The organism is Labrenzia sp. PHM005 (assembly GCF_006517275.1).
In the GTDB taxonomy this organism is placed as follows: Bacteria; Pseudomonadota; Alphaproteobacteria; order Rhizobiales; family Stappiaceae; genus Roseibium.
The window spans coordinates 4,120,794-4,138,736 of sequence record NZ_CP041191.1; the positions used below are offsets into that span (position 1 = coordinate 4,120,794).

The 17,943-nt window shown below is 56.5% G+C and carries 4 protein-coding genes; 2 read left to right on the forward strand and 2 right to left on the reverse strand.

Annotated elements, in window-relative coordinates:
* Positions 1 to 149: 149 nt before the first annotated feature.
* Complete coding sequence (locus FJ695_RS18675; protein WP_141186848.1) at positions 150 to 1,052, forward strand: nuclease; 903 nt, start codon at positions 150 to 152, stop codon at positions 1,050 to 1,052.
* Between the two features lie 14 nt (positions 1,053 to 1,066).
* On the opposite strand, the gene FJ695_RS18680 is transcribed toward FJ695_RS18675, so the two are convergent.
* Positions 1,067 to 3,289 carry a peptidase domain-containing ABC transporter gene (locus FJ695_RS18680; protein WP_141186849.1) on the reverse strand — a complete coding sequence of 741 codons (2,223 nt, stop codon included), beginning with the start codon at positions 3,287 to 3,289 and terminating at the stop codon, positions 1,067 to 1,069.
* A complete protein-coding gene (locus FJ695_RS18685; protein ID WP_141186850.1) occupies positions 3,286 to 5,034 on the reverse strand; it encodes a peptidase domain-containing ABC transporter in 1,749 nt (582 codons plus the stop codon). Before FJ695_RS18685 ends, FJ695_RS18680 begins: the two co-directional genes overlap by 4 nt.
* Positions 5,035 to 5,223: 189 nt before the next feature.
* Here FJ695_RS18685 and FJ695_RS18690 point away from each other — a divergent pair, with 189 nt between their 5' ends.
* Positions 5,224 to 17,739 carry a cadherin domain-containing protein gene (locus FJ695_RS18690; RefSeq protein ID WP_141186851.1) on the forward strand — a complete coding sequence of 4,172 codons (12,516 nt, stop codon included), beginning with the start codon at positions 5,224 to 5,226 and terminating at the stop codon, positions 17,737 to 17,739.
* Positions 17,740 to 17,943: the final 204 nt, after the last annotated feature.

Here is a 17,943-nt window from a genome sequence, read left to right on the forward strand (position 1 = left end):
AACGTGACTAAGTTTGATACCAGTAGAGTTTGTTTTGAAAACAATGCTCCTGACTTAACAAAACTCGGCACCAGGCTCCCATCGCTGAGGTTGTCACAAGACTGCCACACAACTTTGCCCTTCTTTGTTTTTAAAAGAAGGTTCTCGTCATGTTTGATCCCATTCAAGTTCTCTGGTCCCCCGCCGGCGCGGTTATGCCCAATCTCGGCTCCCGCGCACTAACCGATGTCAGTGATGGCGACACGCCCAACATCCGCATGCCCATCCGGATGCTGTCAATCGACACCCCAGAAGTAACGGCCCGATCGGAAAACGGCGCGGCCAAGGTCGATGCCAAGTTTCTTGAACTTGCCGGCTGGATCGAAGACGGCAAAGCTCCGGTTTCAAGTAAGTTTGCTACCTACATTCTTCCGCGGTTGAAGACGGGTACTGCAGGTACGCTGCAGTTTGAACAAGGGTCGGCGGCCAGCGCCTGGTTCAAAAATCGGATCAACGAACGCCTGACCCGGCCAACCGGCAGCAAGCGCAAGCTTTTCATGGCAACCGCTGACAAGGCCTTCGACAACTATAACCGCCTGCTGGCCTATGTCTCGCCCTCCTATACACGCAAAGAACGGGACACCATGAGCCGCCGCGAGCGCGCAACCTTCAATCTCGATCTTGTCGGCAGCGGCTGGGCGGCGCCCTTCATCCTGTTTCCCAATATTCCTGGCGAATTGGACCTGCCGCTTTATCTGGATCTTGCAACAAAGGCAGAAAATGAAAATCGCGGGCAATATAGCACGGAAAATTTCCTGCCGGCCTATGAATACCGGATGTGCGAAAAACTCTATTCGATCACCAAAAAGATCGTCGACGGGGACAGCGTAACCGGCAAAGACCGCTACAAATGGCGCTCCCGCTATGCAGCCGACATGCGCGACCGCAAGCTTTATGGTCCAGAAAGCTACATGGACGTGCCGTTGCAATACCGCATCTGGATCTGGCCGGACGATGTTCAAAAAGCCATCGGCGCTTTGAATCTGATCCCCGAGCCTAATCTTGTAGACTGATCACTAAACGGCGTTTAGCCGGCTTTTGCCTGCTGGGGAGTCCCCATTATCACTGGAATGATCTGTTCCGGTGTGCCCACCATTGCAATCTGGCCAGACTTCATGATCGCCACCCGGTCCGCGATTTTCATGTGGCTGGGGCGCTGAGTACTCATGATCACCGTCGCCTTGCCATGAAGGTTCCGGATCATCTCCATGAACCGTTTGTCACCCTCAAAGTCGAGATAGGTTCCTGGATTGTCAAACAGGTAAAGCGGCGCCTTTTTGATAAAGGCCCGCGCCAGAACGATCCGCTGCTGCATGTTTTTAGGAATTCGTCGCAGAACCTCGCCATTCAACCGGGTTTCCAGGCCTTCGTAGTTTTCATTCAGGTATTGCAGCAGCCCCAACTCATCCGTCACCTGGTAAAGATCTGCATCCCGCGCACCTGGATCTGCCAAGAGAAGATTTTGTTTGACGGTGCCGTAAAAGAAATCAAGATCATCAGAGGCGTAGCCAATTGAAGCCCGCCATTCACCGGCGTCCAGCTGGCGCACATCCAGCCCATCAAACAGGATCGAGCCAACTTGAGGCTGGAACAAGCCAGTAATGGCTTGAAAGATCGCCGTTTTCCCAGAACCACTCGGCCCGGTCGTCGCCAGGGTCTCGCCGTCCTTTACAACTAGATCGAGCCCCTTCAGCGCCGCTTCGCTGGCGCCGGGATAGCGCAACACCAGCGACGAGATTTTCAGGTCGCCTTTTATTTCACGGGTGATCTTGGGCAAATGGCCCGGCTGGCGTTCCAGCGGAACTTGCATCAGATTGTTGATCTGCTCGATCACGGTCCGGCTTTGCGCCAATTGCGTAATGCTCAAGAAGGCCTGGTTCATGGGGTTGAGGACCCGCCAGGACAGTGCCATAGTCGCGATCAAAGCGCCCATGCTCATATCGCCGTTCATCACGGCAAGCGCGCCAATTCCCAACACCAAAATTCCACAGATGGTCATCATGGTCTGGGAAACAATCTGCAGCACCTGGGTCAAATGGCGCGCATGAATGTTGAGCCGGTTGAAATTGGCCGACATTGCTGAAAACCGGTCGAGCCATAGATCTTCTGCCGACATATTGCGCAAGGCGCGCTGGTTGCGGAACGTCTCGATGACAAAACTGTTCAGTTTGGACTTCTGTTCGCCAACGGCCGCAACTTCCTTTTGAACCTTCGGCAACACGTAAATCGCCATGAAGGTATAAATTCCGAGCAAAATCAAAGGTGGAGCTGCTGCTGCACCGCCGATCAGATAGATTGCCAGAATAAAGATCACGCTGAACGGAAGATCCACGATGGCGTTAAACAGCGAACTTTGAAAAATATCGCGCACGCTGTCGAAATAGCGCAGCCGCATGACTTGAGTGCCAATCGGCGCTTCGGAAAGCATCGAATACGGCAAATGCATGATCCGCTCGAACGTTTTATTGCCGACAATGGCGTCAATGCGGCCGCCCAAATAGGCCTGCAATTTTGATTTCGTCCGCCTTAAGGCGATTTCGGACAAAACAATGATGCCGATGCCAACCGCCATGGTCAGCAACACATCAAAGGCTTTTGCTCCCATGGCCCGGTCATAAATCGCCATGATGAAGAGCGGCGGCCCGAGAGCCAGCAGGTTGAGCACCAGTCCCATTCCAAGGATTGACAAGATACTGCCGCGGAACTGCCGGGTGACCTGGGAAAACCAACTGCGTTTGCTTGCAGTCTGCCGGTCCTCATCGCTCTCTTCCTTAACCGAAAAGAGCTGAGATTTGCCAAGCTCAACGGCTGTCACCAAGACAGCCCCGCCTTCCAGGCCAGAATACACCCGGTATTCGCCAGATTCCGTCCGATTGGCCACGACCTGAACGTCGTCGCCAACCAATCGCAAACAAGGAAGCTGGCTTTCATTCAGAACCGATGTCCGGGCTGTTATTTGCGCCGTTTGGATATTCAGCCGAGCCAAGACGGCGCGCAAATTCTGAATGGTCGCAACCCGGTCAAAGTGCGGCAGAGCTTCGAACAACAAGCGGTCATTGCCTTGCCAGTGCATTTCGCGCAAGAGCGGTATCAAACACTTTTCCGCAGGTGTTCGATCCCCGTCCCCAGCTCCGGGCAATGCGCTGTCCCAGGCGTCTTCTGCGTCATCCCGATCAATACTGGACAAGGAACTGAAACCAGCAGCGCCCTGCGGACCTGCGTCTTTCAGATCAAACAACGGCCGGCTCATGCGGACATCTCCAAGGAAACAGGCCGCATGACGGTTTCCGTTTTTGGCGGGTTTGCTTCCCGCGTTTTCAACGCACCGTTGGTAAATTCGAACTGCTGATCAGCAACGGCCAGCAGCGAAGGCCGGTGTGTGACGATTACAACCGTCAAATAGCCTTTGAGACGATGAAGAGCTGCAATCAGACCTTTTTCCGCATCCTGGTCCAGATGGGCATTGGCTTCGTTGAGAATAAGAATTTTTGGTTCACTTGCGAGCGCGCGGGCAATGGCCACCCGTTGCAAGGTTGACGTCGGCATCTTTCCGCCGAGATCGCCGCCAAGTGTGGTCTCATACCCCTTGGGCAAAAGGTGAATTTCTTTTTCAAATCCAATCAATTGAGCTGCCATGCGGGCATGGGAAATGTCGGCAACAGACCCGAACATTGTGATGTTCTCTAATATAGTTCCATTGAAAATCGCAGCTTCACTGTCAACACAGGCGACCTGGGCCCGCAAGGCGTGTTGCATCAAGCCTGAATAATCATGACCTCCAATCAGGATTTGGCCGCTTGTCGGCTGTAACTCCCCATTCAGGAGTTTCATCAAGTAGGAAAGACCACTGCCGTCGGTTTCTTTGATCCCGATAAATTTGCCCGGCTGAACCGTAAGGCTGAGATCGTTGATCAGAAGCTCCGCATCTTCCCCTTTGCTCTGATAAGAAACATTCTGCAGGACAATTGAACCGTCGTTTTCACCAAGAACCGGCTGGCGTTCTCCGGCTTCCGGAAGCTCAAAAAGATTTCGCACCTGGCCATAATCGTGTTTCAGCCGTTGCAAGTCCGTCCACTGATTGATAGCCCGCAAGAACGGCTGAATGAATTGGCCAGAAAGCAGTGTTGCAGCAGCCACACCGCCGATGCTGAACTGCCCTTCAATCACCATTGCAGCGCCGCAAAGAACCACAAACACGGTGGTCATGGTTCCGAACAGGGCCGAACCGTCGCGCGCCTGGCCCGCAAGCCGCATGTACCGGGCACTGAGTTCGGCAGCCGCTTTCTGCAACCGCTCGAACCGGCGCATTATGAGCGCTTCCATCGCCTGCGCTTTGACTGTCTTGGCTCCGGTCAGAACCTCCAGCACAAAATCGGACTTGCGGTCGTCTTGAGCGGCTCGCTCGGCAACAACCGTTTGCAGCTCTTTGTTTCGACGCAACGCGAACAACATGAAACCGCACAAAAGCACCACCGGCACAAACGCCAACGGTCCACCAATGAAGATTAAGACTGCAAGAAAAATCCCGCCAGCGGGCAAGTCGATTGCCAACAAGCGAGCCTGATCGCCGTAGTGGTCGGACACCGATTGCAAAGATCGCAGTTGGTGGACCTGTACGGAAACAGGTGTCTTTGCCAAGCTGTCCGGCTCGGCATCCAAAATGCGGCGGAACAATTCCATATGGGCCTGATGGTTAAACCCTGCCCCCAAACGCCCAACGACAGCGACCCGGGAAATCTTGATCGCAGCATCCGCAATCAAAACCACAACAACGCCGGACATCAGCACCAGCAAAGTGTCTGTCGCCATATTCGGCAAAACGCGGTCGTAAACCTGTAAAATCGCCAAGGGCATTGCCAGCCCCAGGACGTTCGCAAATATCGATGCAAAGATGACATCGGCCGGAAGTGAAGGCGACGAGATCCGTTGCCCCGTCAAAGAATGACGGATGCGTAGTTTTGGAAGAAAAAAACTCGACGAAACAAACTTCAACATACGACTGCCAGAATCACTTGCAAGCTGATTAAAGCTGGACCTTTCGGGTTTAAAAAACGTTTACCTTAGCAACGGGTTCTGCGGATTTTCCGAAAGCTTTCGCATTACTTACGGGTATATTTTTCCGCTTTATTAACGCTGAACGTATTGCTTGTCAGTATCGACAATTGTGTGAAAAGCGCGTTCGCAATGGCTACCGAAGCAGAAACCCGGAAACCGGCTCAAAAAGATAATTCTTCCTCTGGGGGAGAAAGCCAAACAACTTTGTCGTCAGACAATTACCTGAATTCCGGTTTTCTGGACACACGTGATCCGAAACTCGACAAGGCACATGACTATCATCTTGAGCAGGACCTCGGCGAGACCATGGAACAGGTCAACGCTAATCTGCATCTGGGCACTGATGATGACGCCAAGGATTACACAGCCTTCGTTAAGGATGGGACTTCCGATGTAAGCGGACAAGCGGTTGTCGATCCGCTTGCAAGCGCTGCCGCTTCGGAAGCCTTTGGTGTTGATGCAGGCCAGTCGGGCGGTCAGTCGTTCACAGTCGATGAAAACTCGTCATTTGCCGGGTCTGGTCCGTCACCTTCTTCAGGCGGCGGCCAGGATCAGACGACCCAAGGCGGCACAACGAGCCGGAGCCGGCTTGTGTCTGAAAGCGGGTCTGATCCTGCTCAAAACACAGATGCCGGATCCGATGGCGGTGCTTCTGCTTTCCCGGCCGCCTCTGCCGCGCTGCCGGACGCTGAGAGTGACGCCGCAGCTGGCCCAGTCGCTTCGGAACTGCAAGATGTGGTTGATGCTGACACAGCCGTCAATTCTGTCGGAGAAGACGCTGGCATCGGCGATGCAACCGGGATTCAAGCGTTTGCTGATGTTGCCGATGGCGCATCGGTCACCTACAGCCTGATTGATGACGCCGGCGGTTTATTCACCATCGATCCGGTGACAGGAATTGTTTCCGTTGCAGGTGAACTCGACGCGGAAACAGCCGGCAGCCACACGATCGAAGTATTGGTCACGGCTTCCGATGGCGCCACTGAAACCCAAACCTTCACGATTGTTCTTCAGGACGTCAACGAATTTGGCATCACTGATGTCGCTGACACCGATGGCGCTGTCGACGGTTTTTTGGAAGATGCTGAAGGCGGAACCTATACCGGTATAACCGTCGAAGCCTCGGACAACGATGCATCGGACAGCGTGACCTACTCTGTTAGCGATTCCCGTTTCGAAATCGACGAGAATGGTGTTGTCACGATCAAGGACGGAGCCAGCTTTGATGCTGATACCGAGCCTTCTGTGTCCCTGACCGTCACGGCAACATCAACGGATGGCTCGACATCGTCACAGACCTTCACGCTGACCATAGCGGATGTCGATGAATTTGACGTCGGTGCGGTGACGGATGTTGATGGATCCGTCAATCAGATTTCGGAATTCGCGGAAGCCGGTGACATTGTCGGCATCACTGCTTTTGCGAGCGATGAGGATGTATCAGCTACAGTATCTTATAGCGTTGACGATCCCCGCTTCACCATTGACGCAGATGGCACGGTTCGAGTTGCTGAAGGCGCGAGTTTTGATGCTGAAACCGAAGGCGCGATCAGTCTCTCAATCACCGCAACCTCCAGCGATGGTTCTACGTCGAGCAAAACGTTCTCCGTCAAAGTGTCGGATGAAAATGAATTTGGTGTTTCTGCAACGACAGATCTGGATGCGTCGGCCAACACCATCGCGGAAGATGCTGGTGCGGGAACAACCGTCGGCATAAAAGTAACCGCCACAGATAACGATGCCACCGACACGGTGTCTTACTCTGTCGATGACGGACGGTTTGAAGTTGCAGCCGACGGCACGGTGACAGTCGCAGACGGTGCAAGCTTCGATGCGGAAACCGAATCTTCCATTGACGTTACTGTAACGTCCACCTCGACAGATGGGTCAACGTCCAATCAGACCTTTACTATCGACGTAACCGATGTGAACGAATCTGACGTCTCCGCAACGACCGATACAGATGCGTCTGACAATACGATTGCAGAGGATGCGTCTGAAGGCACAGCTGTGGGCATCACCGCTAGCGCGACCGATGACGATGTGACTGACACCGTCTCCTATGCAGTCGATGACGGCCGCTTCACTGTCGATGCCGACGGAACGGTCCGCGTGGCGGCCGGTGCTGCCTTTGATGCAGAGACCGAAGGCTCCATCGATATCACCGTCACCTCGACCTCCACCGACGGCACGACGTCCCAGGAAACCTTCACCGTTGCTGTTTCCGATGTGAACGAGAGCGACGTTTCCGCGACGACCGATACGGATGCGTCCGACAATACGATTGCCGAAGATGCTTCTGAAGGCACAGCAGTCGGCATCACTGCCTCTGCCACAGACGATGATGTGACTGACACCGTCTCCTATTCCGTCGATGATGGCCGCTTCACTGTCGATGCGGATGGTACGGTCCGCGTGGCAGCTGGCGCGGCCTTTGACGCGGAGACCGAAGGCTCCATCGATATCACCGTGACCTCGACGTCCACCGATGGCACCACGTCACAGGAAACCTTCACCGTTGCTGTTTCCGATGTGAACGAAAGCGATGTCTCGGCCACGACTGACACAGACGCCTCCGACAACACAATTGCCGAGGACGCTTCTGAAGGCACCGCCGTTGGCATCACCGCCAGCGCGACCGATGACGATGCCACAGACACCGTCTCCTATTCGGTCGACGATGGCCGCTTTACGGTCGATGCGGATGGCACAGTTCGTGTTGCCTCTGGTGCAGCGTTTGACGCCGAAACTGAAGGCTCCATCGATATCACCGTGACCTCGACGTCCACCGACGGCACCACGTCCCAGGAAACCTTCACCGTTGCGGTTTCCGATGTGAACGAAAGCGACGTCTCGGCCACGACCGATACGGATGCTGCTGACAACACCCTTGCCGAAGATGCTTCTGAAGGCACCGCCGTTGGCATCACCGCCAGCGCAACCGATGACGATGCTACTGACACAGTCTCCTATTCCGTCGATGATGGCCGCTTCACTGTCGATGCGGATGGTACGGTGCGCGTGGCGGCCGGCGCGGCCTTTGACGCGGAAACCGAAGGTTCTATAGACATCACCGTGACGTCCACCTCCACCGATGGCACCACGTCGCAGGAGACCTTCACGGTGGCCGTCTCCGACGTCAACGAGAGCGACGTCTCGGCCACGACTGACACAGACGCCTCCGACAACACAATTGCCGAAGATGCCAGCGAAGGCACCACGGTTGGCATCACCGCCAGCGCAACCGATGACGATGCTACTGATACAGTGAGCTACGCCGTTGACGATGGCCGGTTCACCGTCGATGCGGACGGCACGGTTCGCGTGGCAGCAGGCGCTGCCTTTGACGCGGAAACCGAAGGTTCCATCGACATCACGGTCACCTCGACCTCCACCGATGGCACCACGTCCCAGGAAACGTTTACGGTCTCTGTCTCGGATGTAAACGAAGCTGATGTCTCTGCCACGACTGATACAGATGCCTCGGACAACACAATTGCCGAGGACGCTTCTGAAGGCACCGCGGTTGGTATTACCGCCAGCGCGACCGATGACGATGCCACAGACACCGTCTCCTATTCGGTCGACGATGGCCGCTTCACCGTCGATGCGGATGGTACGGTGCGCGTGGCGGCCGGCGCGGCCTTTGACGCGGAGACCGAAGGCTCCATCGACATCACCGTCACCTCGACCTCCACCGATGGCACGACCTCGAGCGAGACGTTTACGGTTGCCGTCTCGGATGTGAACGAGAGCGATATCTCGGCCACAACTGATACAGACGCTGCTGACAACACCATTGCCGAAGATGCTTCTGAAGGCACAGCAGTCGGCATCACCGCTAGCGCCACAGACGACGATGTCACCGACACCGTCTCCTATGCAGTCGATGACGGCCGCTTCATTGTCGATGCGGACGGCACGGTCCGCGTGGCAGCAGGCGCGGCCTTTGACGCGGAAACTGAAGGTTCCATCGATATCACGGTGACGTCCACCTCCACCGATGGCACCACGTCCCAGGAAACCTTCACCGTTGCTGTCTCGGATGTGAACGAGAGCGATATCTCGGCCACAACTGATACAGACGCTGCTGACAACACCATTGCCGAAGATGCTTCTGAAGGCACAGCAGTCGGCATCACCGCTAGCGCGACCGATGACGATGTGACTGACACCGTCTCCTATGCAGTCGATGACGGCCGCTTCACTGTCGATGCCGACGGAACGGTCCGCGTGGCGGCCGGTGCTGCCTTTGATGCAGAGACCGAATCTTCTATCGATGTTACTGTCACTTCCACATCCACTGATGGGTCGACGTCCAACGAGACCTTTACTATTCAGGTAGCTGACGTCAACGAGTCTGGCGTCTCTGCGACCACCGATACGGACGCCGCTGACAACACCGTCGCCGAAGATGCGAGCGAAGGCACGGCCGTTGGCATCACCGCCTCTGCCACAGACGACGATGTCACCGACACCGTCTCTTATTCTGTTGACGATGGCCGCTTTACCGTCGATGCGGACGGCACGGTCCGCGTTGCCTCTGGTGCAGCGTTTGACGCGGAAACCGAAGGCTCCATCGACATCACCGTGACCTCGACATCAACCGATGGCACGACATCGCAGGAGACCTTCACGGTGGCCGTCTCCGACGTCAACGAGAGCGACGTCTCGGCCACGACTGACACAGACGCCTCCGACAACACAATTGCCGAAGATGCCAGCGAAGGCACCACGGTTGGCATCACCGCCAGCGCAACCGATGACGATGCTACTGATACAGTGAGCTACGCCGTTGACGATGGCCGCTTCACTGTCGATGCGGATGGTACGGTCCGCGTGGCGGCCGGCGCGGCCTTTGACGCGGAAACCGAAGGTTCTATAGACATCACCGTGACGTCCACCTCCACCGATGGCACCACGTCGCAGGAGACCTTCACGGTGGCCGTCTCCGACGTCAACGAGAGCGACGTCTCGGCCACGACTGACACAGACGCCTCCGACAACACAATTGCCGAAGATGCCAGCGAAGGCACCACGGTTGGCATCACCGCCAGCGCAACCGATGACGATGCTACTGATACAGTGAGCTACGCCGTTGACGATGGCCGGTTCACCGTCGATGCGGACGGCACGGTTCGCGTGGCAGCAGGCGCTGCCTTTGACGCGGAAACCGAAGGTTCCATCGACATCACCGTGACGTCGACCTCGACCGATGGCACGACATCGCAGGAGACCTTCACCGTCGCCGTCTCGGATGTGAACGAAAGCGATGTCTCGGCCACGACCGATACAGACGCTTCGGATAATACGATTGCCGAGGACGCTTCTGAAGGCACCGCCGTTGGCATCACAGCATCGGCCACAGACGATGATGTGACTGACACCGTTTCCTACGCTGTCGATGATGGCCGCTTTACTGTCGATGCGGACGGCACGGTGCGCGTGGCGGCCGGCGCGGCCTTTGACGCGGAAACCGAAGGCTCCATCGATATCACCGTGACCTCGACCTCCACCGATGGCACGACATCGCAGGAGACCTTCACCGTCGCTGTTTCCGATGTGAACGAATCTGACGTCTCCGCAACGGCCGATACAGATGCGTCTGACAATACGATTGCAGAGGATGCGTCTGAAGGCACAGCTGTGGGCATCACAGCATCCGCCACTGATGACGATGCCACAGACACAGTCTCCTATTCCGTCGATGATGGCCGCTTTACCGTCGATGCGGACGGCACGGTTCGGGTCGCCGCCGGAGCTGCCTTTGACGCGGAAACCGAAGGCTCCATCGACATCACCGTGACTTCAACCTCCACCGATGGCACCACGTCACAGGAAACCTTCACCGTTGCTGTCTCGGATGTGAACGAGAGCGATATCTCGGCCACAACTGATACAGACGCTGCTGACAACACCATTGCCGAAGATGCTTCTGAAGGCACAGCAGTCGGCATCACCGCTAGCGCGACCGATGACGATGTGACTGACACCGTTTCCTACGCTGTCGATGATGGCCGCTTTACTGTCGATGCGGACGGCACAGTTCGCGTTGCCTCTGGTGCAGCGTTTGACGCCGAAACTGAAGGCTCCATCGACATCACCGTGACGTCGACCTCGACCGATGGCACGACATCGCAGGAGACCTTCACCGTCGCCGTCTCGGATGTGAACGAAAGCGATGTCTCGGCCACGACCGATACAGACGCTTCGGATAATACGATTGCCGAGGACGCTTCTGAAGGCACCGCCGTTGGCATCACAGCATCGGCCACAGACGATGATGTGACTGACACCGTTTCCTACGCTGTCGATGATGGCCGCTTTACGGTCGATGCGGATGGCACAGTTCGTGTTGCCTCTGGTGCAGCGTTTGACGCCGAAACTGAAGGCTCCATCGACATCACCGTGACGTCGACCTCGACCGATGGCACGACATCGCAGGAGACCTTCACCGTCGCCGTCTCGGATGTGAACGAAAGCGATGTCTCGGCCACGACCGATACAGACGCTTCGGATAATACGATTGCCGAGGACGCTTCTGAAGGCACCGCCGTTGGCATCACAGCATCGGCCACAGACGATGATGTGACTGACACCGTTTCCTACGCTGTCGATGATGGCCGCTTTACTGTCGATGCGGACGGCACGGTGCGCGTGGCAGCAGGCGCGGCCTTTGACGCGGAAACCGAAGGCTCCATCGACATCACCGTCACCTCGACCTCCACCGATGGCACGACATCGCAGGAAACCTTCACCGTCGCCGTCTCTGATGTGAACGAGAGCGACGTCTCGGCCACGACTGACACAGACACCTCCGACAACACAATTGCCGAGGACGCTTCTGAAGGCACCGCCGTTGGCATCACAGCATCGGCCACAGACGATGATGTGACTGACACCGTTTCCTACGCTGTTGACGACGGCCGCTTTACGGTCGATGCGGACGGCACGGTGCGCGTGGCAGCAGGCGCGGCCTTTGACGCGGAAACCGAAGGCTCCATCGACATCACCGTCACCTCGACCTCCACCGATGGCACGACATCGCAGGAAACCTTCACCGTCGCCGTCTCTGATGTGAACGAGAGCGATATCTCGGCAACGACCGACACAGACACCTCCGACAACACAATTGCCGAGGACGCTTCTGAAGGCACCGCGGTTGGTATTACCGCCAGCGCGACCGATGACGATGCCACAGACACCGTCTCCTATTCGGTCGACGATGGCCGCTTTACCGTCGATGCGGACGGCACGGTCCGCGTTGCCTCTGGTGCAGCGTTTGACGCGGAAACCGAAGGTTCCATCGACATCACCGTGACCTCGACATCAACCGATGGCACCACGTCCCAGGAAACCTTCACCGTTGCCGTTTCTGACGTCAATGAGAGCGATGTCTCGGCAACGACCGACACAGACGCCTCCGACAACACCATCGCGGAAGATGCGAGCGAAGGCACCGCTGTTGGCATCACAGCATCCGCCACTGATGACGATGCCACAGACACAGTCTCCTATTCCGTCGATGATGGCCGCTTTACCGTCGATGCGGACGGCACGGTCCGCGTTGCCTCTGGTGCAGCGTTTGACGCGGAAACCGAAGGCTCCATCGATATCACCGTGACCTCGACATCAACCGATGGCACGACCTCCCAAGAAACGTTTACGGTTGCTGTCTCGGATGTGAACGAGAGCGATGTCTCCGCCACGACCGACACAGACGCCTCTGACAACACCATTGCCGAAGATGTCAGCGAAGGCACCGCCGTTGGCATCACAGCATCGGCCACAGACGATGATGTGACTGACACCGTTTCCTACGCTGTCGATGATGGCCGCTTTACTGTCGATGCGGACGGCACAGTTCGCGTTGCCTCTGGTGCAGCGTTTGACGCCGAAACTGAAGGCTCCATCGACATCACCGTGACGTCGACCTCGACCGATGGCACGACATCGCAGGAGACCTTCACCGTCGCCGTCTCGGATGTGAACGAAAGCGATGTCTCGGCCACGACCGATACAGACGCTTCGGATAATACGATTGCCGAGGACGCTTCTGAAGGCACCGCCGTTGGCATCACAGCATCGGCCACAGACGATGATGTGACTGACACCGTTTCCTACGCTGTCGATGATGGCCGCTTTACTGTCGATGCGGACGGCACAGTTCGTGTTGCCTCTGGTGCAGCGTTTGACGCCGAAACTGAAGGCTCCATCGACATCACCGTGACGTCGACCTCGACCGATGGCACGACATCGCAGGAGACCTTCACCGTCGCCGTCTCGGATGTGAACGAAAGCGATGTCTCGGCCACGACCGATACAGACGCTTCGGATAATACGATTGCCGAGGACGCTTCTGAAGGCACCGCCGTTGGCATCACAGCATCGGCCACAGACGATGATGTGACTGACACCGTTTCCTACGCTGTCGATGATGGCCGCTTTACTGTCGATGCGGACGGCACGGTGCGCGTGGCAGCAGGCGCGGCCTTTGACGCGGAAACCGAAGGCTCCATCGACATCACCGTCACCTCGACCTCCACCGATGGCACGACATCGCAGGAAACCTTCACCGTCGCCGTCTCTGATGTGAACGAGAGCGATATCTCGGCCACGACTGACACAGACACCTCCGACAACACAATTGCCGAGGACGCTTCTGAAGGCACCGCCGTTGGCATCACAGCATCGGCCACAGACGATGATGTGACTGACACCGTTTCCTACGCTGTCGATGATGGCCGCTTTACTGTCGATGCGGACGGCACAGTTCGCGTTGCCTCTGGTGCAGCGTTTGACGCCGAAACTGAAGGCTCCATCGACATCACCGTGACGTCGACCTCGACCGATGGCACGACATCGCAGGAGACCTTCACCGTCGCCGTCTCGGATGTGAACGAAAGCGATGTCTCGGCCACGACCGATACAGACGCTTCGGATAATACGATTGCCGAGGACGCTTCTGAAGGCACCGCCGTTGGCATCACAGCATCGGCCACAGACGATGATGTGACTGACACCGTTTCCTACGCTGTCGATGATGGCCGCTTTACTGTCGATGCGGACGGCACAGTTCGCGTTGCCTCTGGTGCAGCGTTTGACGCCGAAACTGAAGGCTCCATCGACATCACCGTGACGTCGACCTCGACCGATGGCACGACATCGCAGGAGACCTTCACCGTCGCCGTCTCGGATGTGAACGAAAGCGATGTCTCGGCCACGACCGATACAGACGCTTCGGATAATACGATTGCCGAGGACGCTTCTGAAGGCACCGCCGTTGGCATCACAGCATCGGCCACAGACGATGATGTGACTGACACCGTTTCCTACGCTGTCGATGATGGCCGCTTTACTGTCGATGCGGACGGCACGGTGCGCGTGGCAGCAGGCGCGGCCTTTGACGCGGAAACCGAAGGCTCCATCGATATCACCGTGACCTCGACATCAACCGATGGCACGACATCGCAGGAGACCTTCACCGTCGCTGTTTCCGATGTGAACGAATCTGACGTCTCCGCAACGGCCGATACAGATGCGTCTGACAATACGATTGCAGAGGATGCGTCTGAAGGCACAGCTGTGGGCATCACAGCATCCGCCACTGATGACGATGCCACAGACACAGTCTCCTATTCCGTCGATGATGGCCGCTTTACCGTCGATGCGGACGGCACGGTTCGGGTCGCCGCCGGAGCTGCCTTTGACGCGGAAACCGAAGGCTCCATCGACATCACCGTGACTTCAACCTCCACCGATGGCACCACGTCACAGGAAACGTTTACGGTTGCTGTCTCCGATGTCGACGAATTCGATGTTGGTGCCGTCACCGACACCGATGCGACGGCAAACACGATCGCGGAAGACGCTTCAGCCGGAGCAACCGTCGGTGTCACCGCCTTCGCAGAAGATACCGATGCCGACGATACAGTTAGCTATACCGTCGACGACAATCGCTTCGAGGTCGCGGCCGATGGGACTGTGACGGTCGCGTCCGGTGCGACGTTTGACGCCGAAACCGAAGGTTCCATCGACTTCACTGTAACGGCCACTTCGACCGACGGCTCAACGAGCCAAGAAACCTTCACGGTCGACGTCTCCGACGTCAATGAAGAGGCAGTTTCTGCCGTTACCGACGCGGATGCTTCGGCCAACAGTGTTGATGAAGACGCAGCAGCCGGTACAACCGTCGGCGTGACAGCGATTGCCACAGACAGCGACAGTACCGACGAGGTTTCCTATTCTATCGACGACAACCGGTTTGAAGTCGCAGCAGATGGGACTGTAACCGTTGCAGAAGGCGCGAGCTTTGACGCTGAAACCGAAGGTTCCATCGACATTACGGTAACGGCCACATCAACAGACGGATCGACATCTCAGGAAACCTTTTCGGTCGGCGTGAACGATGTCAACGAAGCGTCTGTCGGCGCCACAACCGATGCCGATGCCGCCGCGAATACTGTTGCCGAAGATGCCGCAATCGGCACCGAAGTCGGCATTACAGCGCAAGCAGAAGACAGCGATGTCAGTGACGATGTGACCTACAATCTGTCTGATGATGCTGGCGGTAAATTCGCGATTGATGCTGATACTGGTGTCGTGACGGTTGCGGGCGATCTCGACTACGAGACCGCGACAAGTCACACCATTGAAGTGACCGCGACCAGCTCGGATGGATCCACGTCCACGCAGAATTTCACTGTCAATGTGTCCGATACGGCTGATGAGACGCCGACTGACATGACCTTTACCGGCAATGAAAATCTGAGGATCGAAAATGGCACGATCAGCGCCGGCAGTGTCGTTGCTGAAGTGGCCACTGTCGCGGATGCCGATGCCGGTGACACCTTCACCTATTCTCTAACAGACACAGCTGACGGCAAATTCGCGATTGATTCAAGCTCCGGCGAAATCACTCTTGTCAGCGACCACGACGCATCGACTGCCTACAACGACACCGTGACGGTTCAGGTCACAGATTCTGGCGGCAATTCCTACTCCGAAGATGTCGGGATTTATCTGGGTACAGATGACGCTGATACGCTGACCGGCACCGGTCTGACCGACATCATGTATGGCTTTGACGGCAGCGACACGCTGGATGGCGGCGCCGGTGACGATGCACTTTATGCAGCCGATGACGATTATGAAACCATTGGCGCCAGCGGCGAAGTCAGCAACAGCTATTCGCTGATAAAACTGGGGAACATGACGGACATCGACCCAGATGAATCCAACAGCTCATCGGAAAACTCTGCAGATCTTCTGGGCTCCTATGGCACCTCCGACGAACCCTTGTATACGCAAATCGTTGATGCCACAGCAAACAACACCAATGGCGATTCCATTCTTCAGGACGACGACAACAGCGCATCGGACGATGACGATGATGAGCTTGACGATGATGAGGCTCCCAGCTCTTCTGCAGAAACCTTCACGATTGGTGGTTCTGATTATGGGCTAGATTCAGTTCAAGGGTATGACGCAACTGTTACCTTTACAGACGGGACAACCGGCACATTTACAGCCGTGGTTGTCCAGTTGGACAATGGTGACGTTTATTTGGCGCCGGAGTACGCCTCCAATGACGACGCCACCCTTCTCACCAGCGGACCTATTCAGGGCATTTCGCTTGATACTGTCTTGGGTGATTACAGCCTTTATGCAAACCGTCTGGACACGGATTATGTCACGACTGAAGGCGATACGCTGATTGGCGGTGAGGGCAATGACACGCTCGTCGGCTCCATTGGTGATGACACACTGGATGGCGGTGACGGTAACGACACTTTGACCGGCGGAGACGGCACCAACACGCTGACCGGCGGTGATGGTGACGACACCTTCATCGGCGGCGCAGGCGTCGATGCGATCGACGGTGGCGCCGGCACAGACCATATTGACTACTCCAACTCCACGGAAGCGGTCCATCTGGCGATGCAGGACACAGATTCGTCCGGTATTGATGGCGAATACACGAACACCTCCGCCGGTGGCTTTTCTGGAGATGCAGCTGGCGACAGCTATTCAAACCTCGAAGAAGTCACCACCACGGACTTTGATGACAAGGTCTATGGCGGCGACACCGATATGACCTTCAACCTCGGCGACGGCAACGATGTTTTTGACACAGGCACGAATGCTGCGGTCGACACTGTCAACGCCGGAGCTGGTGACGACACGTTGTGGACCGGCGACGGCGCTGATGTGATTGATGGTGGTGCCGGGGCAGACCGGATCTACGGTGAAGCCGGCAATGACACGATCGATGGTGGTACGGGCAACGATTTGATCTTAGGCCAGTCGGGTGACGATACCATTACGGGTGGCACCGGCGACGATACGCTTTTAGGCGGCGACGGTTCTGATCTTTTCATGCATGGTCTGGGCGATGGCAATGACACCATTTCCGGCGGCACCGGCGGTGGCTGGACTGACGTTATCGAAATGAGCGGCAGTGATTCCGGTGGCGCTGTCGGCGACTATGGCACGGATTGGACAGAAACGATCTCCACTGGCTCGGTTGATGCGACTGACACAGAAAACCAAAGCCTCGACTTGTCGGATGACGCGGCCGGTGCTGTCGACTTCTCAGACTCGTCGCAAGTCAACTTCACCGATGTCGAAGAGATCCGCTGGTAGCTGATGTCACCGGACAGCGGGAACTAACGAAAAGCCCCTCCAAAAGGTGGGGCTTTTTATTGTTCAAAACTGACTGGTAAGGCGCGTGCCGTTTTACAGCAGAAAGTTGGTCAAACTATTTCCGTACCTGCAGGTGTTTAGAGCAATTCCCACGATAATATCGCGCGCGATAAGAGCGCGTAGAATGGCCTAATTAGTTATCGG

Coding starts and splice junctions, on each gene's coding strand:
- FJ695_RS18690 (WP_141186851.1), top strand. CDS start 5,224: ATGGCTACCGAAGCAGAAACCCGGAAACCGGCTCAAAAAGATAATTCT.
- FJ695_RS18675 (WP_141186848.1), top strand. CDS start 150: ATGTTTGATCCCATTCAAGTTCTCTGGTCCCCCGCCGGCGCGGTTATG.
- FJ695_RS18680 (WP_141186849.1), bottom strand. CDS start 3,289: ATGAGCCGGCCGTTGTTTGATCTGAAAGACGCAGGTCCGCAGGGCGCT.
- FJ695_RS18685 (WP_141186850.1), bottom strand. CDS start 5,034: ATGTTGAAGTTTGTTTCGTCGAGTTTTTTTCTTCCAAAACTACGCATC.